General features: G+C 44.1%; 20 protein-coding genes. 6 read left to right on the top strand and 14 right to left on the bottom strand.

The annotated features are described in order from the left end of the window. The first annotated feature begins 17 nt into the window (after positions 1-17). On the top strand, positions 18-2,396 hold the full coding sequence (locus tag CES82_RS06635; protein WP_098824702.1) for a phosphoketolase family protein: 2,379 nt from the start codon (positions 18-20) through the stop codon (positions 2,394-2,396). 240 nt (positions 2,397-2,636) lie between these two features. Here the strand turns inward: CES82_RS06635 and CES82_RS06630 are convergent, their stop codons facing one another. Continuing rightward, the gene (locus CES82_RS06630) at positions 2,637-3,302 is read right to left on the bottom strand and encodes a hypothetical protein (protein ID WP_098824700.1); all 666 of its coding nucleotides are present in this window, start codon (positions 3,300-3,302) and stop codon (positions 2,637-2,639) included. A gap of 183 nt (positions 3,303-3,485) precedes the next feature. Between CES82_RS06630 and CES82_RS06625 the strand changes: the two genes are divergently transcribed. Then, on the top strand, positions 3,486-4,193 hold the full coding sequence (locus tag CES82_RS06625) for a MarR family winged helix-turn-helix transcriptional regulator (protein WP_098824698.1): 708 nt from the start codon (positions 3,486-3,488) through the stop codon (positions 4,191-4,193). Between the two features lie 23 nt (positions 4,194-4,216). Next, positions 4,217-6,013: an ABC transporter ATP-binding protein gene (locus CES82_RS06620; protein WP_098824696.1), complete on the top strand. Its 1,797-nt coding sequence runs from the start codon at positions 4,217-4,219 to the stop codon at positions 6,011-6,013. Positions 6,014-6,080: 67 nt separating this feature from the next. On the opposite strand, the gene eutC is transcribed toward CES82_RS06620, so the two are convergent. From eutC to CES82_RS06605, 3 genes are read right to left on the bottom strand one after another with little or no spacing between them, the layout of a single operon-like run. Continuing rightward, entirely contained in the window at positions 6,081-6,896 is an 816-nt protein-coding gene (gene eutC / locus CES82_RS06615) for an ethanolamine ammonia-lyase subunit EutC (RefSeq protein WP_098824694.1), read from the bottom strand. After that, positions 6,897-8,273, bottom strand: a complete 1,377-nt coding sequence (locus CES82_RS06610; RefSeq protein WP_098824692.1) for an ethanolamine ammonia-lyase subunit EutB — start codon at positions 8,271-8,273, stop codon at positions 6,897-6,899. A gap of 13 nt (positions 8,274-8,286) precedes the next feature. Beyond that, entirely contained in the window at positions 8,287-9,729 is a 1,443-nt protein-coding gene (locus tag CES82_RS06605; protein ID WP_225364858.1) for an ethanolamine ammonia-lyase reactivating factor EutA, read from the bottom strand. Positions 9,730-9,977: 248 nt separating this feature from the next. Between CES82_RS06605 and CES82_RS06600 the strand changes: the two genes are divergently transcribed. Then, positions 9,978-11,633 carry an amino acid permease gene (locus CES82_RS06600; protein ID WP_098824688.1) on the top strand — a complete coding sequence of 552 codons (1,656 nt, stop codon included), beginning with the start codon at positions 9,978-9,980 and terminating at the stop codon, positions 11,631-11,633. Between the two features lie 131 nt (positions 11,634-11,764). Here the strand turns inward: CES82_RS06600 and CES82_RS06595 are convergent, their stop codons facing one another. The 8 genes from CES82_RS06595 to CES82_RS06560 all read right to left on the bottom strand — a co-directional run bounded on the left by CES82_RS06595 (position 11,765) and on the right by CES82_RS06560 (position 19,104). Then, positions 11,765-12,169, bottom strand: a complete 405-nt coding sequence (locus tag CES82_RS06595) for a GtrA family protein (RefSeq protein WP_098824686.1) — start codon at positions 12,167-12,169, stop codon at positions 11,765-11,767. Between the two features lie 19 nt (positions 12,170-12,188). Next, entirely contained in the window at positions 12,189-12,569 is a 381-nt protein-coding gene (locus CES82_RS06590) for a GtrA family protein (RefSeq protein WP_098824685.1), read from the bottom strand. A gap of 15 nt (positions 12,570-12,584) precedes the next feature. Beyond that, complete coding sequence (locus CES82_RS06585) at positions 12,585-14,531, bottom strand: glycosyltransferase family protein (RefSeq protein ID WP_098824683.1); 1,947 nt, start codon at positions 14,529-14,531, stop codon at positions 12,585-12,587. A gap of 9 nt (positions 14,532-14,540) precedes the next feature. Beyond that, positions 14,541-15,497, bottom strand: a complete 957-nt coding sequence (locus CES82_RS06580) for a glycosyltransferase family 2 protein (protein WP_098824682.1) — start codon at positions 15,495-15,497, stop codon at positions 14,541-14,543. Beyond that, positions 15,494-16,150, bottom strand: coding sequence for a phosphatase PAP2 family protein (locus CES82_RS06575; protein ID WP_098824680.1), 657 nt, complete (start codon positions 16,148-16,150; stop codon positions 15,494-15,496). Before CES82_RS06575 ends, CES82_RS06580 begins: the two co-directional genes overlap by 4 nt. Then, positions 16,140-16,775, bottom strand: coding sequence for a VTT domain-containing protein (locus CES82_RS06570; protein WP_098824678.1), 636 nt, complete (start codon positions 16,773-16,775; stop codon positions 16,140-16,142). Before CES82_RS06570 ends, CES82_RS06575 begins: the two co-directional genes overlap by 11 nt. Before the next feature lie 242 nt (positions 16,776-17,017). Further along, a complete protein-coding gene (locus tag CES82_RS06565) occupies positions 17,018-18,391 on the bottom strand; it encodes a HAMP domain-containing sensor histidine kinase (protein WP_098824676.1) in 1,374 nt (457 codons plus the stop codon). Positions 18,392-18,396: 5 nt separating this feature from the next. Next, on the bottom strand, positions 18,397-19,104 hold the full coding sequence (locus CES82_RS06560) for a response regulator transcription factor (RefSeq protein ID WP_098824674.1): 708 nt from the start codon (positions 19,102-19,104) through the stop codon (positions 18,397-18,399). A gap of 268 nt (positions 19,105-19,372) precedes the next feature. Here CES82_RS06560 and CES82_RS06555 point away from each other — a divergent pair, with 268 nt between their 5' ends. Continuing rightward, positions 19,373-20,266, top strand: coding sequence for an ABC transporter ATP-binding protein (locus tag CES82_RS06555; RefSeq protein ID WP_098824673.1), 894 nt, complete (start codon positions 19,373-19,375; stop codon positions 20,264-20,266). Further along, positions 20,263-21,483 (top strand): ABC transporter permease, encoded by a 1,221-nt coding sequence (locus CES82_RS06550; protein WP_098824671.1) that lies wholly within the window; start codon positions 20,263-20,265, stop codon positions 21,481-21,483. The genes CES82_RS06555 and CES82_RS06550 overlap by 4 nt, the downstream gene beginning before the upstream one ends. A 47-nt stretch (positions 21,484-21,530) precedes the next feature. On the opposite strand, the gene CES82_RS06545 is transcribed toward CES82_RS06550, so the two are convergent. Further along, entirely contained in the window at positions 21,531-22,445 is a 915-nt protein-coding gene (locus CES82_RS06545; RefSeq protein WP_098824669.1) for an RluA family pseudouridine synthase, read from the bottom strand. Between the two features lie 63 nt (positions 22,446-22,508). Beyond that, positions 22,509-22,979: a universal stress protein gene (locus CES82_RS06540; RefSeq protein WP_098824667.1), complete on the bottom strand. Its 471-nt coding sequence runs from the start codon at positions 22,977-22,979 to the stop codon at positions 22,509-22,511. Positions 22,980-23,310: the final 331 nt, after the last annotated feature.

Here is a 23,310-nt window from a genome sequence, read left to right as displayed (position 1 = left end):
AAAGGAGTGTTACTCTAATGGCAGAAGATTACGATTCCGAACAATATTTGGAAGGCGTTGACACGTACTGGCGTGCAGCCAACTATTTGTCTGTTGGTCAGCTTTTCTTACGGGACAACCCATTATTGAACCGCGACTTGACTTCAGACGATGTTAAAATTAAGCCGATTGGTCACTGGGGGACGATTGTTTCTCAGAACTTTATTTACGCACATTTAAATCGGGTCATCAAGAAGTATGATTTGAATATGTTCTACATTGAAGGTTCAGGGCATGGTGGTCAAGTTATGGTTTCTAACTCATATCTTGATGGCAGTTATTCAGAAATCTACCCTAACATTTCTCAAGACGAAAAAGGTCTTAAGAAGTTATTCAAGCAATTCTCATTTCCAGGTGGCGTTGCTTCACATGCTGCCCCTGAAACACCAGGCTCAATCCACGAAGGTGGCGAACTTGGTTACTCTCTTTCACACGGTACTGGTGCAATTTTAGATAACCCAGACGTAATTGCTGCTGTTGAAATTGGTGATGGTGAATCTGAAACTGGTCCATTAGCAACATCATGGTTCTCAGACAAGTTCATCAACCCAATTAAAGATGGTGCTGTTTTACCAATTATTAACATGAACGGCTTCAAGATTTCTAACCCAACTATCCTTTCACGGATGAGTGATGAAGACTTGACAAGCTACTTCAAAGGTATGGGCTGGGATCCAGAGTTCGTTGAAGTTAAGAATCCTGACGATCATAAACCAGTTCATGAAGACATGGCTAAGGCTATGGACAAAGCCATTGAAAAGATCAAGGCTATTCAAAAGAACGCCCGCGAAAACAATGACAATTCATTACCTAACTGGCCAATGATCATCTTCCGTTCTCCTAAAGGCTGGACTGGTCCTAAGGAAGACTTCGATGGTAACCCCGTTGAAGGTTCATTCCGTGCTCACCAGGTTCCGCTACCAATTGCTGCAGGGTCAATGGAACATGCTGATCAATTAGTTAAGTGGTTGAAGTCGTACAAGCCAGAAGACTTCTTTAACGAAGACGGCACTATCAAGGAATCTGTCCGTGATATGGCGCCTAAGGGTGAACAACGCATGGCTATGAACCCTATCACAAATGGTGGGATCAAGCCAGAACCATTGAAGTTACCTGACTATAAGAAGTATGCCGTTAAGGTCACTACTCCAGGTGCTGTTACTGCCCAAGACATGATTGTTTGGTCTGACTGGGTTGCTGACACCATGAAGATGAACCCTGACAACTTCCGTGCATTCGGTCCTGATGAATCAAAGTCAAACCGTCTGTACTCAATGTTGGATACTGGTAAGCGTCAATGGGAAGAATCTATTAAAGAACCTAACGATGAAAACATGGCTCCCCAAGGCCGTGTCATCGATTCACAACTTTCTGAACACCAAGCTGAAGGCTGGTTGGAAGGCTATGTCTTGACTGGTCGTCATGGCTTCTTCGCAACTTACGAATCATTTGGTCGTGTCGTCGACTCAATGTTGACACAACACATGAAGTGGTTGCGTAAAGCTTCAGAACAATCATGGCGTAAGCAGTATCCTTCATTGAACTTCGTGGATACTTCAACTGTCTTCCAGCAAGACCACAATGGTTACACTCACCAAGATCCAGGTATGTTAACTCACTTGTACGAAAAGAAGCCTGAGTTGATTCGTGAATACTTGCCAGGTGACGCTAACACATTGCTTGCCGTTGCCGATGTTGCATTCCGCAGCTATCAGACAATCAACTTGCTGGTTACTTCAAAGCACCCACGCCCACAATGGTTCTCAATCGATGAAGCCACTAACCTGGTTCACAATGGTTTAGGTTACATCGACTGGGCTTCAACTGATCAGGGTCAAGAACCTGACGTTGTCTTCGCTGCTGCTGGTAGTGAACCAACTTGGGAAGTCTTTGCAGCTGTTTCATTGTTGCATGAAGCATTCCCTGAATTGAAGATGCGTGTCATTAACGTTGTTGATCTGTTGAGACTTCGTTCACCAAAGAAAGACCCTCGTGGCCTGAGTGACGAAGAATTCGACCGTTACTTCACTACTGACAAGCCAGTCATCTTCGCCTTCCATGGTTACGAAGACTTGGTACGTGACATGTTCTTCGATCGTCACAACCACAACCTTCGTGTTCACGGTTACCGTGAGAACGGTGATATCACCACACCATTTGATATGCGTGTCTTGAACGAACTTGACCGTTACCACTTGGCAAAGGATGCTTTGTTGAGCATGCCAGAATACGCTGTCAAAGGTGCTTCCTTCGAACAGCATATGGATGACATGGTTGCTAAGCACACTGCTTACATTCGTGAAAATGGTACTGATATGCCAGAAGTCACGAACTGGAAGTGGACGCCACTTAAGTAATTTAATTGCTTAAAAGCACGTTTAAAAGCACTTCGAGATTTTTCTCGGAGTGCTTTTTTGTGGAATCGATTAGGGGAGGGGATTGGTTAAGGGGTCATTTCGTTGCGTGAAACCAGGCCACTGCATTTACTCTGCCACATTTAGTCAACAGAACTGTTTGGTGGCTGTCGCAAATGCTCATATATCATTTAAAAAGACCTTAGCTAGCATCTGATTGGATGTTAGTTAAGGCCTATAAGATTAAGCTTTTAGTGTCGGTGTATAAAAGTAGTTCTTGCTGCTACCAACCGAGTAACTGATTGATAGGTCGCCTGAAACAACCTTGTTTTTCCGAACTGTTAAGCGATACTGGTAGTTACCCTTTTTACTGATGCGTTTGTCAGGTAATTTTAGCATGTTCTTCTTGGCATAGTAGTAAGTCACATTGCCTTTTTGCCTTGTTTTTGTAATCTTAGTTGAAGAAGTTGGCTTCTGATTAAGGTTACCATTTGCGAAGTATTCAACATAATTATCAGTAGTGAAGTTTAGTTTAGGTGTCTTGGTCCATGTATTAGAGGCATACTTGAACCCTTTTCCCAAAGATAATGAGGCTGGATCATTACTTTTCAATTTTTTTAAATTATGACTATATGGAATTGTGATTGAAGTTGCCTTAGTTGTGTGACGAGTGCCATAGCTCATTTGCGTTAGATCAATGGAAGCATATTGTTTGTGGTTTTTAGTTGCTGTATACCAAACAGATACACGCGTATTAGCCGGCAAAGTCACCTTTCCCGATTTAATCTGTCGGGTCGTCGTTGCGTAAAAAGACTTACTCGTTGCAGCGTTGGCTTGCGTCGATAGGCCCAAACCTAGGGCTGCGAGTAGTGTTGCTGCCGTGAGACCAATCAATTTTTTGATTTTCATCGGTTATCCCCCCTTAAGCATCATTATAACGCAAAAATGGGGGGTACTAGTAGATTGGTTGAGAATCGAAAATAAATAGTTAGTTTGTGTTGACAATGACTAACTAATGAATTATAGTCTAAATCGTTAGTTAATCATTTAGAAAACTAACTAAATATTATGAACTGACAGGAGATTATTAAAATGACATACAACTCACAAGATTTATTAAAACAATTTGGCGACTTTATGATGACTTTTCGGCAACGTGGTTTTTCCGCTTTTTCTAAACGGGGTCAGCAGTTTTGGGCTAAACAACCGCAACGTGGTCAAATGCGCTTGTTACTGTTACTCAACGATAAGGATCAATTAACTAACTCTCAAATCGTTGATGAACTAGACATTCGGCCAAGTTCCGTTAGCGTCATGGTTAAGAAGCTAGAAGAAGAAGGTTTGGTTGAACGCCATGATTCAACTAAAGATAAACGTGTTAGTTTGATTTCATTAACTGAAAAGGGTAAAGAAACGATTACTTCCTCCCATAACTTTAAAACAGAATTTTCCGACGAACTGTTTGATTCCCTGACTAAGGAAGAACAAGAGACATTGGGCAAGTTACTGAATAAATTAACTACCAGCTTAAACGAAAAATTTGCTAAGTGGGATGACGGCGAAGAGCGGCCAGAATTTTTAGATAATATGCCAAACGCTTTCTTTAAGGGGCAAAAATCTCAAGGATGGGGAGGCTTTAAAGGTAACAGCTTCGGCCATCAAGGTCCGCAGCAAAGTCAATTTGGTCAACAGCCAAACGGATTTGGTCATCAAGGCCCACGTAACGGTCAATTTGGCCCACGTCCTAATGGTTTTGGTCCGCAACAGGGTGAATTTAACCCAGATCGTAACAACAAATAACTAATCAAACGAGGCAAATAGACATGCAACGACAAGCTCCACAGGGTGGAAGAGGCCCACAAGCAGGCGGCGTTCCTTTCAAACGTCAAAAATTTAACTTCAAAGATTTTGCACAGTTGGTCATCAAAATCAAACCGCATTTTTGGCAGCTTGGTGTTGGCTTACTATTCGGTCTGATTGCTACCGGGATTCAATTAACGGTGCCGCAGTTAGCTAAGCAGCTGATTAATCAACTTGGCCACGCGATGAATTCTCAGTTAATGTTTCTCGTCATTGCCGCTTTCATTGGCAGTGCGCTGATCAGTGCTTTTTCTGGCAGTATTCTTGGCTTCTTTGGTGAAGACGTTGTCAGCAAGCTGCGTCAGTTCCTCTGGGACAAAATTCTGCGTTTACCCGTGGGTTACTTTGACGAGACCCGTTCAGGTGAAATTTCTTCTCGGCTGATCAATGATACTTCCCAGGTCAAGGATTTGCTGGCAAACTCCGTTCCTAACATGGTGACCTCAATTTTGCAGCTGGTTGGTGCCTTAGTCCTGATGCTTGTTATGGACTGGAAGATGACACTGATCATGTTCATTGCTGTACCGCTAGTGCTAGTTTTGATGATGCCCGTTATCAAGCAGTCACACAAAATTTCCATTGCTCGCCAGGATGCATTAGCTGATTTCAATGGTCAGTCCAGCGAGATTCTCAGTGATATTCGTCTGGTCAAATCATCCACTGCCGAAGACGTTGAGCGCGAAGATGGCCACCAGAAGATCGACAAATTGTACCGAATCGGTTTGAAAGAAGCGATTTACGACTCCGTTGCCAACCCGCTAATGCAAATGATGATGATGGGTATGATGATTGGCATGCTGATCTATGGTGCTACTCGTGTTTCTCAAGGCACCATGACTTTTGGAACCTTGATCTCATTTCTGATGTACCTGACTCAAATGATTGGACCGTTCACCCAGTTAAGCCAGTTCTTCACTGATATGGCTAAGACTAGCGGTTCAACTGCCCGGATTCAAGAATTGCTGCAAGCTAGCGAAGAGGACCAGACTTCTGGTGAAGATATCGATATGGATGGTCAAGCATTATCCGTGGAACACGTTGATTTTGAGTATGAAAAGGATCAACCAATTTTGCAGGATATTTCCTTTGCTGCAAAGCCGAACAGCGTGATTGCTTTTGCCGGCCCTTCAGGTGGTGGTAAATCAACGATTTTTGGCTTGTTGGAACGGTTCTATAATCCAGATAAGGGTCAAATCAAGATTGGCGATACCGAAATTGACGATGTGAACATGAATAACTGGCGCAGTCAGATTGGTTTAGTGAGTCAAGATGCTGCCATTATGGCAGGAACGATTCGCTATAATCTGACTTATGGGCTGGACGGCAGCTATACGGATGACCAGCTCTGGAACGTGTTAGAGATGGCTTATGCTAAGTCCTTCGTTCAAGACATGCCAGATGGCTTAGATACCCAAGTTGGTGAACGCGGAATTAAGGTTTCCGGCGGTCAACGGCAACGATTAGCAATTGCCAGAGCGTTCTTGCGTGATCCGAAGATATTAATGTTGGATGAAGCTACGGCCAGTCTTGATTCAGAATCAGAGATCATGGTTCAAAAAGCACTGGAAAAGCTGATGCATAACCGGACTACCTTAGTCATTGCTCACCGTTTGAGTACCATTGTCGATGCAACTCAGATTTACTTTATCGAACATGGCAAGGTCAGCGGCCATGGGACGCATCAAGAACTGGTTAAGAATCATCCGCTATATCGCGAATACGTGGAAAATCAATTTGAGAGCGTGAAACAGGGCGCCTAGTTCAATAAGAATAACCGGTGTAATCCCTAGTATTGGGACGACACCGGTTATTTTGTAGGGAATCAGACTATTTTGCATCTTTTAATGCAATACCAGAAGCCTGTTTAGCCAGCATTTCTTTGATTACGCTGGCAATATAGGCGCCAGCTTCGACAGCAGGTACACCTTGTGGATGAATGTTAGAAACCACTGTTCGGCGGGCTTCAGGCATGCCAACAGTGGGCCGATAAGCAATGTAAGCACTCATTGATTTAGCGGTTGCCAATCCGGGGCGTTCACCAATTAATAGGCAAACGACGTCGGCATGAGTGGCTTCGCCCAAATAATCTTCAACGGCGACACGTGCGAACCGGATGAAGGGGATGGTGCCAATTTGAATTTGCGATAAAGCCAATCCCTGTTTAATGGCAGGAATGACTTCGGCTGCATTCGCTTCGATAGCGGAAGAACTAAGACCGTCACCAACGGCTAATAAAACACGGGGTGGCGTTGGAAATAACGGTGTAAGCTTGTGGAGTTCCGTTGGCGCGATGATTCTGCCATGATCGGGACGGGTCAGATATTCGGTTTCAGTTTTACAGGTTGACTGGAGGGCTAACCAGCCCATTTTTTGAATAAACGTGGTACTGACATCAGTCCAGACAGCATCTTTAGCAGCTGCGTGATCCGCACGTAATCGCAGAACGGATCGAGTCGTATACCGTGTGCCGATTCTTCCCAGTCCTAAACGAGCGGTTGTCTTTTTCTTCATCGCCAAATAACCTTTAGCGTTGGCAGGTTCTTTAACCGTCAGCTCCTGTTGCTGATCAATGGCACGTAAATCTGTGATGCTACCGGTTTCGTCAACGGGTAAAGCTTCTATACGAGGTGCGATTAATTTCATTTAAAGAGCCTCCTTGGTTAAAAATAATGATGCATCGCCAGCTTTACTAGTTAACTGACCGTTACGGCTAATCCCCATTTTCTCCAGCCAACTGTCAAACTCAGGTATTGGTCGTAAGCTGAGCAACTGGCGAATCGTGGCGGTTTCTTGATAGCCCGTAGACTGATAGTTCAGCATGATGTCGTCAGCTTGAGGGACACCCATAATGTACGTGCAGCCAGCAGTGGCCAGTAGAACCGCCAAGTTTTCAATGTCGTTTTGATCCGCCTGCATATGGTTGGTATAGCAAACGTCGCAGCCCATTGCTAGTCCGCTAAGTTTACCCATGAAGTGGTCTTCCAGTCCGGCACGGGTGACTTGCTTCGCATCATATAGATATTCTGGACCGATAAAGCCAACGACAGTGTTGACGATGAAGGGGTCATAGTGGCGGGCAAAGCCGTAGCAACGTGCCTCCATCGTGACTTGGTCGGCATCAAAGTTGGCATCTGAAGAGAGTTCTGATCCCTGGCCAGTTTCAAAATACATCACGTTAGGGCCACTGTTATGTAAGCGTTCGTGACCAAGTTGATTAGCTTCATCAATGAGTTGACGGTTGATGCCAAACGCTGTGTTGGCTTTTTCGGAACCAGCAATCGATTGGAAAATCAGTCCAGCCGGTGCGCCCTGTTCGATTGCTTTCATCTGAGTGGTGACGTGCGCCAGTACACAGGTTTGAGTAGGCACCTGCCAAGTGGTACAGAATTGATCGAACGCTTTAAGAATCTGAGTGACGTTATCAACGGTATCGTTTACGGGATTTAAACCAATAACGGCATCACCGATTCCCATGCTCAGCCCTTCCATAACGGAAGCCATGATGCCGTTGATATCGTCGGCAGGGTGGTTGGGCTGTAATCGAGAAGAAAAGGTTCCGGGACGGCCAATCGTAGTGTTGGCCGTTTTTTCGTTGGTGATTTTTTTAGCGGCGGTAATGAGATCCATGTTGGTCATTAACTTGCAAACGGCCGCAATCATTTCCGAAGTTAATCCCTTAGAAATGTAGTGAACCATCTGATTAGTTGTTTGGGGCTCCAGCAGCCATTCTCTTAATTGCTCAAGGGTCCAGTTCTTGATCTGGTTAAAAACCTCGTCGTCGAGGTCATCGATGATCATGCGGGTGACTTCATCATGGTCATAGTCCACAGCGGGATGTTCATAAATATCGTTTAACGTTAACTGCGATAAAACGATTTTAGCGGCAACCCGTTCTGCGGTACTTTTGGCGGCGATTCCTGCTAAAGTATCGCCGGATTTCTCTTCATTAGCCTTGGCCATGACCTCTTTAACGGATTGAAACTGGTAGTGGACGCCAGATAACGTGACTTTTAAATGCATAAGAAAACTCCTTTCAACTGAAGATCAGTGTTTTAACGATGACGGGAACAGCTTCACCACCGGCAACGGGGAGACCAACATCGAGATAGTCACCGGATGATGCGCTAATTTGGTCCAGTACGACGACCGGATAATTTGGAGGAAGCTGGCTTCTAAGGCTATTACCTAAGGCTTGGGCAACGTTTTCCTGTGTGACGATGATGAGTGGCTGCCGGTCTTTAATAGAAGCGTTCATACTTTTAAGGATAACCGCCACCCATTGTTGAAGACCTTCAAAAGTTGCGGTGACGGGACCTAACGCTAGGGCGATAACTGATTGCTCAAACAGGGATAATTGTTGCTGAATATTTGCGACCACTGTCTCTGGTGAATATTCTTTTAGCGATTGAGAAACTTTGACGACTGGTAAATTTTTCAGTGGCAGCGTTGACCGATCATAGTTGATGGTACTGCCACTGAGTATCATTGATTGTGAACCGGCGCCAATGACAGTGGCCTGAATAGTTTCATCTGCAGGACACACAACCCTTTCTTTAAAGAGCAACGACTGTTTTAAAGTGTGTCCCAGAAGAAGGCCGATGTCGCCGTAACGGAAAGAATCTACTGGTAACTGATCCACTAGGCAATCAGCAACCCCGCCAGAAAAGGTTAAGCGAACTGTTGACGGCACCGGTTGAAGCGATTTGTCCGTTACAAATTGATTGAAATAGGCAACGGGATCGCCGAGGCCAATCGTATTTTCTAGTAGGGCCACCATGGCATTAATTAATGGTTGTAACTGTGACACGCTGGTAACGGCACCTAACCGGATTGGCAGGTCTAACTGGGTAATTAATTGTTGAATTTTCGGCGCAATATAAGTAATCACGTTGCTGTCATGATCGAGTCGGATCAATCGGCCCCCAATATCGAAACAGGCGGTGTCCTGACAGTCGCCATTGACGAAGTAAGCCAGGTTAGTAGTTCCACCACCAATATCGAAATTAATCACTGGCTGTGGGTCGGGTTGTGTTAGTAGGGAATGGGCTGCACTCTTGCCAGCAATAACACTTTCTAAGCCGGGACCAGCTGTTGCACAAACAAAGTCACCAGCGTATTCACTAAGCGCGTGAAGGACCCGATCGGCGTTTGCTTTCCGAGCTGTTTCCCCGGTCATGATAATAGCGCCCAACTTAAAGCTGCTCTTCGTAACATGAGCACGATGATATTGGGAAGTGACAAACTGTTTAAGCTGTGCGGCATCAATTTGAGTTTCACTCAGTAACGGCGTGAAAATGACGGGGCTTCTATAGATGATGCGTTTATGGCTAATCGCCAATTGTGGCAGCGAAAAGCCGGCTGAGATATCGGTAATCGTCAGTTCCGCGATAATCAAAGAAGTCGTTGATGTACCAATATCGATGCCAACTGTTCGAAGCTTTTCAACCATGATGTCACCTTCTTTTTTGACTTCCATGTTATAAATAATAACATTGATTATTTTGAATGCAATCGTTTTTTAATTTTTGGAGTAGCCATATTCAAATTATTTTTTGTTTACATTGTCGTGTAACGTTGATTTTTCAGTGCTTATAACATACCTATGTAAAATTAAAAATAAATAAGAGAAATTTGTGAAAACGTATTGAAAATTGTTATTTATGTTATATAATCTAACATGTAGTTTTGATATTCCCAATGGCAGGTAGAGAGGAACGTGGTTAGATGAGTTTTTTAGGTATTGCAATTTTAGGATTAACATTAGTCATGATGGGTTTCATTGGTGTCAATGCGGCACATTCAGTGCGGCAATGGCAACTGAACCATGATCAAGCGAAATCATCAACCAAATCATTTGGCTATCAACAAGAACTAATTCGAGATATGGGCGGTTTTTCTAACTTTGCGGTTTCGTTTTCAATTATTTCCATTTTAACTGGTGCCGTTTCATACTATGGTTACGGGTTCAGTCAAGGTGGTCCTGCAATCATGGGAATTGGCTGGCCGCTAGTAACGTTTTTCGTCTTGTTCGTGGCTGCGGCAATGGCTGAACTAACCTCAGCAGTTCCGACATCCGGAGCCATTTATCACTGGGCAGCCATTTTAGGTGGGCCAACGTGGGGCTGGTTTACAGGGTGGCTAAACATTATCGGCCAAGTGACGATCGTTGCCGGCATCGATTATGGCTGTGCAACGTTTGCCTCTAACTTACTAATGGCGCATCCTAATAAAATGCAATTTTTGCTCACCTACGCCGTTATCTTAACAAGCCACGCGCTACTGAACCATTTCGGTATCGATTTAGTTTCAAAGTTAAATTCACTTTCCGCTATCTATCACGTGGTTGGTGTCTTACTGATCATTGGTGTTTTGATGGTTGCCGGTCCTGAACATCACGTCAGTTATCTATTTAGCACATTTTCAACCCAGACATCTTCGTCAATGCCTTACTGGGGTGCATTCCTGATCGGGTTATTACAGGCCCAGTGGACGTTGACTGGTTATGATGCCTCCGCACATACCAGTGAGGAAACTTTGAATCCTCGAGTGCAAGCACCATGGGGCGTTTTCCTATCCGTTGCTATTTCAGGAATTTTCGGTTTTGTTTTATTAGCATTAGTGACTTTATCAATTAAAAATCCAGCAGCGGTTGCTGCAGCGGGTAACAACGCCTTTATCGTTGCCATTCAGCAGGCCGTTGGGAGTCGCTTCAGTGGTGTACTGTTGTGGCTAGTGACGATTGCAATGTGGTTTTGTGGGTGTTCATCTATCACGTCGTCATCACGGATGGTTTACGCGTTTAGCCGTGATAACGGGTTACCATTTTCACGGTATTTGAAGCGAATTTCCACTAAATTTCATACACCAGCAGTTGCCATTTGGGTGATTGCAGTCATCGCGTTTCTTGCCGGCATCTCTGATGGCATTTACGCGGTGATTGGCACCATGAGTGTTATCGGGTTATACAGTTCCTACTTTGTTCCGATTGCACTGAAGTTGCGGGCACAGTTTCGAGGTGCTTGGACAGCTGATGATAACGGACCATGGCACTTGGGTAAGTGGAGTGTTCCTGTTAGTATCGTTGCTTGTCTATGGGTCATCTTCTTGATTGGTCTGATGATCTTATCACCAACAGACATTCAGTTAACGGCTCACGTGATGCTGCATTATGCTACAGGGAAAATTATGTTTGTGGTCATCGTGGTCTTGATGATTGACTATGTTCTATCAGCAAGACGCCATTTTGTGGGACCTAAATTAGGTTCCTACGAGAAGCTGAGCAATCGTTTGACACATCACGTTGCCAAACGGCCAACGGTGGAAGCTATTCAACTAAAAAATCCGGTGGTGAACCGTCCAGTAGTCAATCATAGAAAGTAACATCAAGGGGCTGTGTCAAGATTCAACTTCCTGCCATTTAACAAAAACAATGCGTATTCCGACAAAATTTGACGGAATACGCATTGTTTTTGTTAAATTCTGAAATCTACCGAGTTTTGTCACTCACTGCATCAAGAGAAAATATGCTTGCTAAAGACGTAATTCAAGCCAATGACGACGACTTGATCAACAATTTTGACAATGATTGGTGAACCGTGCATGAGGGTCAGTCCCACAAATAGGATGGCGGTATCAGCCAGCAATGAAGCGCCCCGAAGCGCGAAGAAACTCATGCCTTCTTTAAAAACGACGCTGGGAGCCATGTCAGTTGAACCGAAGACGACTTTCTTGTTGGCGATAAAGGCAAACAAGACACTTAAGAACCAAGCAACAACGTTTGCCCAGAACCAGGGAATAGCGATATGCGTCAAGCTAAAAAAGATGACGATGTTGATTAGGGTTGTTAGTCCGCCAACAACGAGGTAGCGAAAGGCCTCGCCATATTTAGTGTAGAGAATTTTGATGGTTTTATCCAAAGTTACAGCTCCTTTTTAATCAGACAATATTAACGGGTTTTAAGTTATTTGTAGAACCTACAGCTACGTGTGAACCATGCATTAGGGTCATCCCCGTGGTAAATAAAATAGCGGTATTAACCAGCAGTGAGGCACCACGAAGTACGAAGAAACGCAGTCCCTCCTTAACGACGACTTTAGGAGCAGCCATTGCAGAATCGGCAAAAACAATCTTATTGGCGATAAAGGCGAATAGAACACTTGCGAACCAAGCGATCATATTTGCCAAAGCCCACGGGACAGCAATGTGAGTTAAACCGAAGAGGAAGACGATGTTGATTAAGGTGGTTCCACCGCCAACAACGAGGTAACGGAACGATTCACTACGCTTGATGCAGTCTATTTTGATAGTTTTGTCCATTAAAAGTAACTCCTTTTAGAGGTGTAGTCGGAAAGTGTAAACTAGAGAAGCATTTTGATTAGCTTGCCCGTTAACGACGACCGGGTGATCAGCTAATTGATAGTGGTAGGTTTGGACCACATCGACTGGCTGACTTTTGCTGGTGCCGTTTCGAATCGTCATACGATATTTTCCAGCTGTAAGGTGTTGGTGAAGATGATAGTTTCGTGTTGCTGGCGTCAGATGATAATTTACATGTGTTTTGAGATTCATTAAGCTGGCGTTTACCTTTGACCCATTATGAATCTGTAGGGCAAAACGGTTGGCAGCCCCTGATAGAGTGACATCTTCAGTAATCGTCTGTCCTGGTTGTATTGTGGTCGGTTTAGCGTGATATTGCTCGGAAAGCTGACTACGTTGTGCAGCTACGACGATGGTTTTAAACTGCGAGTGACCAAAGATGCCAGCAAAGCCAAGACCCAGTAAGAAAGTCACTGCCATGCTCAAAGGTGCCAAGCGTTTCGGTGCATTAGTCACCCGTTGCTGGTCTCTTGCGGGAATCGGCGTTGCGGCTAGTAAAAGCCAGATCAATGGTAATGCAGCTTGACCATAGCGAGGTTCAACCTCCCATAGCAGTGTGTGGAAAGCAAAATAACCTAGGGTGGTCACGATTGCTAGCAACGCGGTTACCTGATGACTATCGGTAAGATCAGGTCGCCAAACGCATAGCCTGCGAATCAGGGTCAACCAAAGTGCTAGAGTTGCGGCAGCGTAACTGATAATGGTGAGTTCCATGAAGAAACGAGCGTGTCGCTGGTACCAAACGGGTGCTGAACGGAAGCCACCATTATACCAATCTTGGATACCTCTAACATTCAGTAGAATCCCAATTTTGACTACCCAAAGTTTGATTAATCCCAACGCGCCTAATTTTTTAACTCGCTTTGAAATGTGCTTTAAGTCAGAGTGGCTTCGAGCGGTTTTGTTAGGTAGTTTAATGTCTTGGCCCACATCTTTACCTGAATAAGTCCCATAGTGTGTTGGATTAACACCCATCATCATCCAGTGGGTGACGGGAAAGGCGTACTTGGCTTCAGGTGTATAGTTGCTGGCATGGTTGATTGCTTGAGTGGCAGGTAGGCTTAAGCCAAAACTTAATGCAATCAAAATAATGGGGGCTAACAACCGGCTTTTTTTAAATAATTTCTTTTTCATCAGAATAAGGGCAACAACAGCTAAAGCCGGCAGCAAGACGATAATATTTGGTTTAAGTAACGCACCGATTAAGACACTGATAACTAGACCGATACCGGACAAAAGGTGGTTCGTTTTTGAGCCCTGTGGCCAGTCCATGACAACTCTCATAACAATCAGAAGGACTAGCATGGTAGTCAAATCCGAATAAAAAACTTGTAAATAGTAGGTGTAGGCAAATGGCGTTAGTGCCAGGAAGGCCAAAACACCGGCTACCAAACTTTTTCGATGGCTCATTTTCCAAATAGTTGATAGCAGTAAGACGATAAAGCTATCAAGGGTGAGAATGCTTAATAAATGTACGGATAAGTTAGTCGTCAATCCAAATAATTGAGTGACTCTCAACCAAAGCGACATCAGGTAGGCTAGTGGGACGTTATTGGCATAACGCCAGAAATACGTAATGTCCCAAGTCATATGGCCGGCTGCTATTTGATCCGCCTGAGAAAGAACGCGATAGGGGTCATGGTAGACTGTTACCGGCATGGTGCCCAGGACAAAAATTTGCCCTGCTAGCATGGCTAGTAAGCCAATACCAATTGCGAGACGGAAATGGGTAAATTTTAATGTGTTGATCCGATTAGCAAGTAACTGGGTACTGATGCAGATGAGAACGGCTACGATTAGCACCGCGATGCCAGTGTAATCAGTTAAATTGCCAAGGATACCAATTATTAAACAGCCAATTAACACAGCTGATAAAAAAGTTGGAAAGGCCTTGCGAGTCATTATTTTCACCTACTCTAAGATGGTTTGAATCGTGTATCTTGGACGGTCCTTTACTTCCGTCGTTAGTTTGCCAATGTATTCGCCAATGACACCTAAACTGATTAGCTGCACACCACCCATGAACCACATTGAAACCATGAGGGAAGACCAGCCGTGAACGGTCAGACCTAAGATCTTTAAAATAACAGCATACGCAACCATGCCCATTGCTAAGAGACAAGCGATTGTTCCGAGAATCAAGATCAAACGCACGGGCGCGATGGTAAGACTCGTAATGCCATCCCAAGCGAAGGCAATCATTTTTTTAAGCGGGTATTTTGATTCACCAGCCATTCTCGGGGTTCGTTTGTATTCAACGCGCCCCGTTTTAAAGCCTAACTTTGGAATAATGCCACGGATGAACATATTGCGTTCAGGGTAGTCCAGGAGAGTCTGTACGGCCCGTTTTGACATGAGGCGGAAATCAGCGTGGTTGGGGACTAATTCGACACCTAGCATATGGAGTGTTCGGTAGTAGCCTTGAGCCGTAGTACGTTTGAACCAGGAATCAGAGTCGCGGTTATTGCGAACACCGTAGACGATGTCGTCACCACCAGCGTACAATTCAACCATCTCTGGGATTTTGTCCGGATCATCTTGAAGATCAGCGTCAATAGTGACTAACATATCAGCAGTTTTAACGGCTTCATTTAAACCGGCAATCAAAGCTGGCTGATGACCGAAATTACGGGAAAAACGGAGCCCCTTAACGCGAGAATTTTCTTGATGTAACTGTTCAACCAGTTCCCAAGTTCGATCCTTGGAGCCATCGTCCACAATTAAAATATCAGCACGGATTCCTTGGAGTCCTTGTGCTTCCTTTGCTGCAATCTGGTCTTCAATATCGATTAGACGATGGACTGAATTAACGAGAATTTCTTCTTCGTTGTAGGCTGGAATCACGATAGTTAGTTTTTGAGTGTTCATAATGATTGAATCCTTTCCGGTAAACATTTACCGATTAAATTTTTAATTTGAGTTTCGTAGGGCGTAATCAGAAGCCAATAACCTGATGCTAGCAGGGCGCTGCCAATCACGTCAGAAGCAAAGTGGTCTCGGAAGTAAACACGGGAGATTGCGACAAACATAATCCAGATAATGCCGGCTATGATTGCTACGATTTGGCAATTACGTTTTTTGATTGATGGTAGAACAAGCATGAGGATGGTAAAAACGAAAATAGCTGTGCAAAAGGTATGACCGCTTGGAAAACTGAATCCAGTGTCAGGAATTAATTGGTGTAACGGTCGAGGTCTGGCAACGATTTTCTTGATTATTTCAGCGATAGCAGAACCAAACAGTTGAAGACCGCCAATCCAGAGGCTCAAGATTACGCTGTGCCTAATCCAAAGCCAGAGACAGAGGATACAAGTGATACCGATCACCGTTGCTGGACTACCTAGGAATGCAATGGCTTTAAAAACGATTGAGTTCGCTGGGGTCACGATTCCTGCTAATAATGTTGCGGTAGCTGAATCAAATTGCTGTAGCCAAACTGCGTGAGTAACCACGCAATAGGCTAGATAGGTGAAGACAATCAGGAACCCTGCACCAACGAGATTTTTTTGCCTAGCTGGCATTTGCTGCACCTCCACGATGCCGCAGAACTGAAATGGCGGCTGGAATCATTGAAATACCGACAACCGCAAGCATGATGGGCTCAAAGTGGGCTTTGACGATCACGTTATTGCCAAGTAGGAAGCCAGAACCAAGAGTGATTAAGATCCATGACACTGCGCCTAAAACGTTGTAGATAATAAAATCGCGATGTCGCATGTTGCTCATCCCAGCTGTGAATGGTGTAAAGGTCCGGATGATGGGAATAAAGCGGCCAAGGAAAATAGCTGATTTACCGTGTTTTTGATAGAATTTTTCGGAGCGAGTTAAATATTCGGGTTTAATAAAACGGCTAAGCAACCGATGTTGAAACAGTTTTTTGCCGAAATGTTTACCAATTTCAAAGTTTAGGGAATCACCTAGGATGGCAGCAAGGCCAAGTGTGAGTATGAGGATACCGATATTGAGTGAATGGGTACTCAATGCTGCGAGTGATCCGCATAGAAACAGAATCGAATCCCCAGGCAGGAACGGTAGGACAACAACGCCGGTCTCGATAAAGATTAGGGCGAATAGGCCAACGTAGACAAGGTTGCCAAATTGGCTGATCAGGTGTGGTAATAAGGTGGTAAGTATTAATATGGACATAAATGAGTCCCCCTTCTTATCCAGACTTTCGTCGGTTGATAATGTAATCAGAATAGACGGATTTGTATGTGCTGCCCACCTATAAAAACTCAATTAAAACTCAATTTTTTTTAGTTAAATGATGGTAAATATTGCGGCGTTAGGCTTTTTATCTGAAGAAAATTCAGAATTCACTTAAAAAGTACAAAAAAACTTCTCAAAAAAATTTGAGAAGTTTTTTGTAGGTTTAAAGTATCTTGCATTCAGGCTGGCCTAGATGCAATTTCTAAAGTAAAAATCGTGCCAGTTGGGTAGTTATCTTTAACGCTTAGCTCACCGCCGAGAAGTTCTGTTAATTGTGCAGCGATTGCCAATCCAAGACCAGTCCCCGAAACGGAACCGCGAACATCCGCACCCCGATAGAAACGTTCAAAGATGTGTGCCTTGTCTTCATCACTGATGCCTCGGCCCTGGTCTTTAATGGCGATTTGCGAACCACCGTCGTTCGTTTGAACAAGACTGATTTCAATCGTACTGTCTTTGGGTGAATATTTCGAAGCGTTGGTTAAGATGCTGTTGAGAATTTGCTCAATCGCATTTTCGTTACCAGTGAGGTGCACATTTGGCGCTATCTCAGTTTTGAAAGTTTGCGGGAACGTGTCGGTCATTTTCTGAACGGTATTTGCCACAACCGCACTTAAATCGAGCGGTTGAACTTCCAGCACTAATCGATCAGCTCGCGATAACGCCAGTAATTCTTCAATCAGCTGCTGCATTTGGCGGGATTCTTCGGTAATATAGCGGACTGATTTTTCGATGATCTCGGGGTGCTCCTTGCCATGACGTTCAATCAATTGCGCATGGCTGCGAATGGTCGCAATCGGTGTCCGTAATTCATGGGCAGCATTCATAACGAAGAGTTTCTGCTGTTCTTGTCGTTTGTCCAGTTTACCCAATAATTCATTAAAGTTGGTAGCCAGTTCGCTAACTTCCATTGGCCGATTAGGGACGGGCAATTTCATGGAGCCTGGTTCTTTGGCGGCAGCAATCACTTTAGTCGTTCTAGAAAGACTCGACACGGGATCAGTCAGCCGTTTGGTCAGTCGACGAATATAAAGTGGTGCCACAAGCACGGTCAAAATGAGTAAAAATGCTGTTACTTCAATGACCCGGAAGAGTACAGCCAACTGGGAGTACATATTTTGCCAAAGGGTGTAAGTGATACCACGGGCATGGACTAGCCGGTGGTATAGAAAACCAAAGCCGGGACGATAGTAAACGTGTGGTACTAAAGGTATTTTTACCGGTTTAACTTTTAGAAGATCACGCGCATTAGGTGAAAAGTAATATTCAGTTTTAGCATCTGCGCGGCGATTATGAACGTAAACATAACTTGCACTGGTATCTAACGTGCTGTTTTTACGCCAGCTTTTCCAGTCATCATCGCCATCAATATTGACTTTGATGAGGCTGTTAGTAATGTTTATGGTATTCGAGCCGACTTCTCTTAATAACTGATGGCCTACCGCTAAAATAGTCATCAATCCTAAGGCAAGGGTGAGAACGACCACCATGGTCATCAGGCTTCGGAGCATGATAGCTGCGCTTGATTGATTACGCTGCTTTCCTTTTTTCATGTTGCTCACCTTTCTTGGACGTTTTCAGACAGCATATAGCCGACGCCTCGAACGGTGTGGATTAATTTTTGCTGGTTGTGAACTGAATCGATCTTAGTACGTAAGTTTTTGATGTAGACATCCAAAATATTTGGCTGGCCGTCAAAATCTACGCCCCAGACGCTATCCAAGAGTGATTCACGTGAGCAGGGTTCATTTTCATGAGTAATTAACACGACCAGAAGCTCATATTCTCGTTGAGTTAGCGGAATAATCTTGCCGTTATGCGAAACACGCTTATTTTCAGTATCGACAGTTAAATCTGAGACGGTATAAACTTTGGTGGTTTCCTGCGCTGGCACACTGTGGCGTAATGCCACCTCGACACGGGCAATCAGTTCTTCCATCTCGAATGGCTTAGTGACATAGTCATCAGCCCCGCCAGTTAGCCCCGCAACTTTATCACCGATGTAATCCCGAGCAGTCAGCATAATAATCGGGACTTGACTGGTTTTTCTAATTCGTCGTAGCACACTGAAGCCATCAAGGCGCGGTAGCATCCAATCCAGCACAATTAAGCCTAGGTTTGCCTGATTATCCCGAAACTTATCTAGTGCTTCCAGACCATCTTTAGCCCAAATCACTTCTACATTATCAAGTTCCAGTTCAAATTCGGTTGTTAAGGAGTCAGCTAGAGCCGCTTCGTCTTCTACTAATAAAATTTTCGTTTTCAAGGGATATCCTCCAAGGTTAGATATGTATCAAATTTGCGGTGGTTGCAGATGTGAAACAATGAATGATTTTGTAGTTATACTATACCATCATCCACTAATAGGAACCTAGATTAGAATGAAACTAAGTTTTTTTGTAACTTTTTTAATTTAAATTTACCAAAATGATGACCTCATATTTTGTCCTTTACCACTTATTTTGGCCAAATGTTTCGGTTGATTTGGTATGATAAACATAAGATTGGACGCACGGAAAAAGGGGGCAGCTAGCATGCTAAAAATCGAACACTTGTCTAAGCGGTTTGGCGATTTACAGGCCTTAAATGACGTCACCTATAACGTAGAAAAAGGCGAAATCTTAGGTTTAATTGGTCAAAACGGCGCTGGTAAATCAACTACGTTTCATAGCATCTTAAGTTTCATTCATTACGACGGCCAGATTACTTGGAATGGTCAGCTAATCAACGAGCAGGTTTTCAATCAAATTGGTTATTTACCCGAAGAACGCAGTCTAATGCCTAAGATGACGGTTGAACAGCAGATTCTGTACTTAGCGCGTTTAAAGGGTAAGTCTGCCAAGCAGATTAAACCGGCTATTGATCAGTGGATGCAACGGTTCGAAGTGAAAGGGAAAAAGACCGATAAGATCAAGTCCTTATCCAAAGGTAATCAGCAGAAAGTTCAGTTGATTTGTACGCTGATTCATCGACCATCGCTGATTATTCTAGATGAACCTTTTAGTGGTCTGGATCCCGTAAACGTTGATATTTTGGAGCAGGCAATTTTAAACGCTAAGAAAGACGGTGCAGCGATCATCTTTTCCAGTCATGATATGGGCAACGTGGAAGCACTTTGCGACGAGTTAGTCATGATGCGTAAGGGTGAGATGGTACTGCACGGCGAGATTCGTTCCATTCGTGAACAGTTTGGTAAAAATGAAATTTTTGTCACTACGGATTGGTCAACCGTGCAATTATCACAGTTACCTCACGTGGTAGAAGTGACGGCACTTTCACATCAGCGTTATCGCTTAAGAGTGGATGATCCGGTAGCTGGCAGGGAGATCTTTCAGCGACTGTCAAACGGTGAATATATGGAGGAATTCAGTCAACAACCGCCAACCCTAGACGAGATTTTTCGATTGAAAGCGGGTGACCCCAGATGAAAAAGATGTGGATCGTGACACTGACCACTTATTTACGTCAGGTGAAATCGTGGAGTTTTGTCATCTTAGTGCTGTCACCATTTATTATGCTGCTGGTGTCGTTTGGCGTGGGCTTTATCTCTGCTAACTCAGCGACTGATGGTAACGATATCGCGGTGGTAGCTGATCAGCCAGCACTGCGGCAAGCCTATATCAAAGTCGCTGGTAAGGATAAAGTGGATACTAAATTAACCACTGAAGCAGCGGCTAAGCATGCACTTAAAGCAAATGATATCAGTGGCTACGTGACTTTAAGCCAAGGTATTCAGTATCGTGCGGTTTACCATGGTAAAGAGGCGATGTCAGCTTCCGACAAGACACAACTGACGGGTTTCTTGAGTAAGCTGCAGACGCAAAATAACGTGGCTCAAGCTAAGCTGACTCACCGGCAACTCCAGCAGCTATCTCTTCAGCCAACTTTTAAGCAGGTTATTCAGAAACGTGATGGCCTAGTCAAAACTGCTCGCACCGTTTCGTTCTGGATCCTAGTCTTCATGGTCTACATGATTTTGACGACCTACTCGTCAATTACTGCGCAGGAAATTGCTTCCGAGAAGGGGACTAAAGTGATGGAAATGGTCTTTTCCAGCACCACAGCGGCTAAGTATTTCTGCGGTAAGATCCTCGGTGTGCTAATGGTGATTGGGACTCAATTATTGGTATACCTGATTGGTGGCTGGATCAGTTTGATAGCTGCTAAACAAATGAATATGGCCAAACCATTCTTTGATCAGTACGGTTCGTTAGTTGATCAGGTGGTTCATAATCTCGTCAACGTCAATTTGTTGTTCTTATTCTTGGGTGTGATTATCTACACGATATTAGCGGCCTTTAGCGGTGCGTTAGTTTCTAAGGCTGAAGATGCTTCAAAGGCGGCGTATCCGGCTGTTTACCTGAGTATGATTGCGTTCTTTGCGACTTTCCCATTTCAGAATAATGCGGATGCTTTGGTTGTCAAAATCATGTCCTATGTGCCATTTTTCTCGTCGTACTTCATGCCGTTACGGATTATTAATCAGTCAGCCAGTTTAATGGAAATTAGCATCTCACTTGGACTTTTAATTCTGACGATCATCGGTTTGACCTGGTATATCAGCAGTATTTATAAGGGGCTGATTTTACAGGCGGATGAAAGCCATTTTTGGCAGAGACTGCGTAAGGGAGTGGCTTATAAATGAAAAAATAGAGCCAATCGTTATTTCAAATCAAAAAATAACGGTTGGCTCTATTTGAACGGTTGTTGTTCAAACTGCCGAAAAGGCTCTGGCACACTGGCTGTTAGCATAATATGGTTAAATGAAAAAGGTAGCGGTAGGCGTAACTGCCAACTGTGCAGTAATAGTCGTTGCTGTCGTGGGTCATTAGCATATAGTGGATCGCCAACGATTGGATGGCCGAGGCCGGCAAAGTGGACTCGAATCTGGTGGGTGCGACCGGTTTGCAGTTGAACGGCAACTAAAGTGGCATCTGGCTTACGACTGATAACTTTGTAACGAGTAATGGCCATTTGCGGATGGTCACCATTTAGCTGCCGTTTTCGCTTATCAGCTAAATTGCGGCCAATCGGCATTGCAATGAGGCCCTGTGAACTATTGAGGCGGCCGTGAACCCACGTCAAATATGTACGGCGAACTAATTTTTTCTTAACTAAGCGAACTAAAACGGGCACGACTGCTGGATTTTTGGCGATGAGTAATGCGCCACTGGTTTCTTGATCCAGTCGGTTGATAACGTATGGTTGCTGATTTTTTGGTGCTAAATAAGCAGCAACGTGATTCAAGGTTGTGCCGACTTCGCCAGGCTGGTTGGGATGAGTTTTGCTGCCCTGAGTTTTGTTGACCACCAGTAAGTTGGTGTCCTCATACAGCACTTTAACGGTGGCAGCACTATCGGGTATAACGTTTGAGTACGGATGCTCAAAATCAGTTGCTAGAAACGTCAGGTTGATACGGTCGCCCGGATGTACGTCAAAATTGACTGGGAGATATTGGTTGTTTACCAATACTCGTTTACCGTGTTTTAGACTAAATACTAAGTGCTTTGGCAGATACCAGTTTGTCATAAGTAGCTGGCGCAACGTCTTGGTCTGAAAGTCGCGTGGGAGTTGTGCTGTGAACTGCCATTGTGTGGGTTGAGCCATGAAAGTACCTCCAAAAAAGCACCCTTACCCGAGAATGGGCAAGGGTGCTTGGTGTCTAACAAATTATTTCTTATTTAACTTCGCCAATTCAGCTGGTTTAACGATTAAGACATCGCAAACAGCAGAACGACTGACATAGTTGGTAACCGAGCCAATCATCAAACGTTCAACGGCAGTTAAACCAGTTGAACCAATGACGATGAGTTGAGTATCATGATCAGCTGGAAATTCACGGGCGATAACGGGTTTAGGATTACCAAACCGAACGTGAATATCAACTGACTTAACCCCTGCGTCCAAGGCTTTTTGTTTTAACTCGTTTAAACGTGCTTGCACGTCTTCTGAAAGTTTGTAGATCACGTCGCCACTAACGGCACCACCGTAAGTGTCACTAAACTGGTTAACTTCCAAGACGTTTAAGATATCCAAATGAGTATCGTTTAACTTAGCGACTTCGATTGCTTTGTCTAACACCGGATCAGTGGCTTTCGATCCATCAACCGGTGCAAGAATGTTATTGTATTGCTGGTCCATATACGCCACTCCCTCACAAATAATAAATCCATCATAAAACCTTTTCGTAAGCACGCCATGGTTTTGCCCAACAAAACGAACCACTAGTACTTCACCCTTCATTTTACCATAATTTAGCCATTAGTATTAGGAAAATGAAAACTTGTTATTGCTGGATCGGCATAATAGTCAATTGACTAGTGGATAAAGAAGAAAAGCTAAGTCATTTCAAAGCTTTCATATTTTGCACTATATTTGTAAGTCTTTTCGTGGGCTAAATCGTTGTTATTTTAGGTGTGAGGTTACATAATAATAGTATAGAACTGATTGGCGACTACGGCCGTCATTAAGG

The organism is Secundilactobacillus silagincola (genome assembly GCF_002583405.1).
GTDB classification, from domain to species: Bacteria; Bacillota; Bacilli; order Lactobacillales; family Lactobacillaceae; genus Secundilactobacillus; species Secundilactobacillus silagincola.
The sequence above is the reverse complement of the archived record's forward strand: the minus strand, read 5'-3'. Positions and strand labels throughout refer to the sequence as shown.

Excerpts from the sequence above, each read along its gene's own strand:
- CES82_RS06635 (WP_098824702.1), top strand. The coding sequence starts at position 18 with ATGGCAGAAGATTACGATTCCGAACAATATTTGGAAGGCGTTGACACG.
- CES82_RS06630 (WP_098824700.1), bottom strand. The coding sequence starts at position 3,302 with ATGAAAATCAAAAAATTGATTGGTCTCACGGCAGCAACACTACTCGCA.
- CES82_RS06625 (WP_098824698.1), top strand. The coding sequence starts at position 3,486 with ATGACATACAACTCACAAGATTTATTAAAACAATTTGGCGACTTTATG.
- CES82_RS06620 (WP_098824696.1), top strand. The coding sequence starts at position 4,217 with ATGCAACGACAAGCTCCACAGGGTGGAAGAGGCCCACAAGCAGGCGGC.
- eutC (WP_098824694.1), bottom strand. The coding sequence starts at position 6,896 with ATGAAATTAATCGCACCTCGTATAGAAGCTTTACCCGTTGACGAAACC.
- CES82_RS06610 (WP_098824692.1), bottom strand. The coding sequence starts at position 8,273 with ATGCATTTAAAAGTCACGTTATCTGGCGTCCACTACCAGTTTCAATCC.
- CES82_RS06605 (WP_225364858.1), bottom strand. The coding sequence starts at position 9,729 with ATGGAAGTCAAAAAAGAAGGTGACATCATGGTTGAAAAGCTTCGAACA.
- CES82_RS06600 (WP_098824688.1), top strand. The coding sequence starts at position 9,978 with ATGAGTTTTTTAGGTATTGCAATTTTAGGATTAACATTAGTCATGATG.
- CES82_RS06590 (WP_098824685.1), bottom strand. The coding sequence starts at position 12,569 with ATGGACAAAACTATCAAAATAGACTGCATCAAGCGTAGTGAATCGTTC.
- CES82_RS06585 (WP_098824683.1), bottom strand. The coding sequence starts at position 14,531 with ATGACTCGCAAGGCCTTTCCAACTTTTTTATCAGCTGTGTTAATTGGC.
- CES82_RS06580 (WP_098824682.1), bottom strand. The coding sequence starts at position 15,497 with ATGAACACTCAAAAACTAACTATCGTGATTCCAGCCTACAACGAAGAA.
- CES82_RS06575 (WP_098824680.1), bottom strand. The coding sequence starts at position 16,150 with ATGCCAGCTAGGCAAAAAAATCTCGTTGGTGCAGGGTTCCTGATTGTC.
- CES82_RS06570 (WP_098824678.1), bottom strand. The coding sequence starts at position 16,775 with ATGTCCATATTAATACTTACCACCTTATTACCACACCTGATCAGCCAA.
- CES82_RS06565 (WP_098824676.1), bottom strand. The coding sequence starts at position 18,391 with ATGAAAAAAGGAAAGCAGCGTAATCAATCAAGCGCAGCTATCATGCTC.
- CES82_RS06555 (WP_098824673.1), top strand. The coding sequence starts at position 19,373 with ATGCTAAAAATCGAACACTTGTCTAAGCGGTTTGGCGATTTACAGGCC.
- CES82_RS06550 (WP_098824671.1), top strand. The coding sequence starts at position 20,263 with ATGAAAAAGATGTGGATCGTGACACTGACCACTTATTTACGTCAGGTG.
- CES82_RS06545 (WP_098824669.1), bottom strand. The coding sequence starts at position 22,445 with ATGGCTCAACCCACACAATGGCAGTTCACAGCACAACTCCCACGCGAC.
- CES82_RS06540 (WP_098824667.1), bottom strand. The coding sequence starts at position 22,979 with ATGGACCAGCAATACAATAACATTCTTGCACCGGTTGATGGATCGAAA.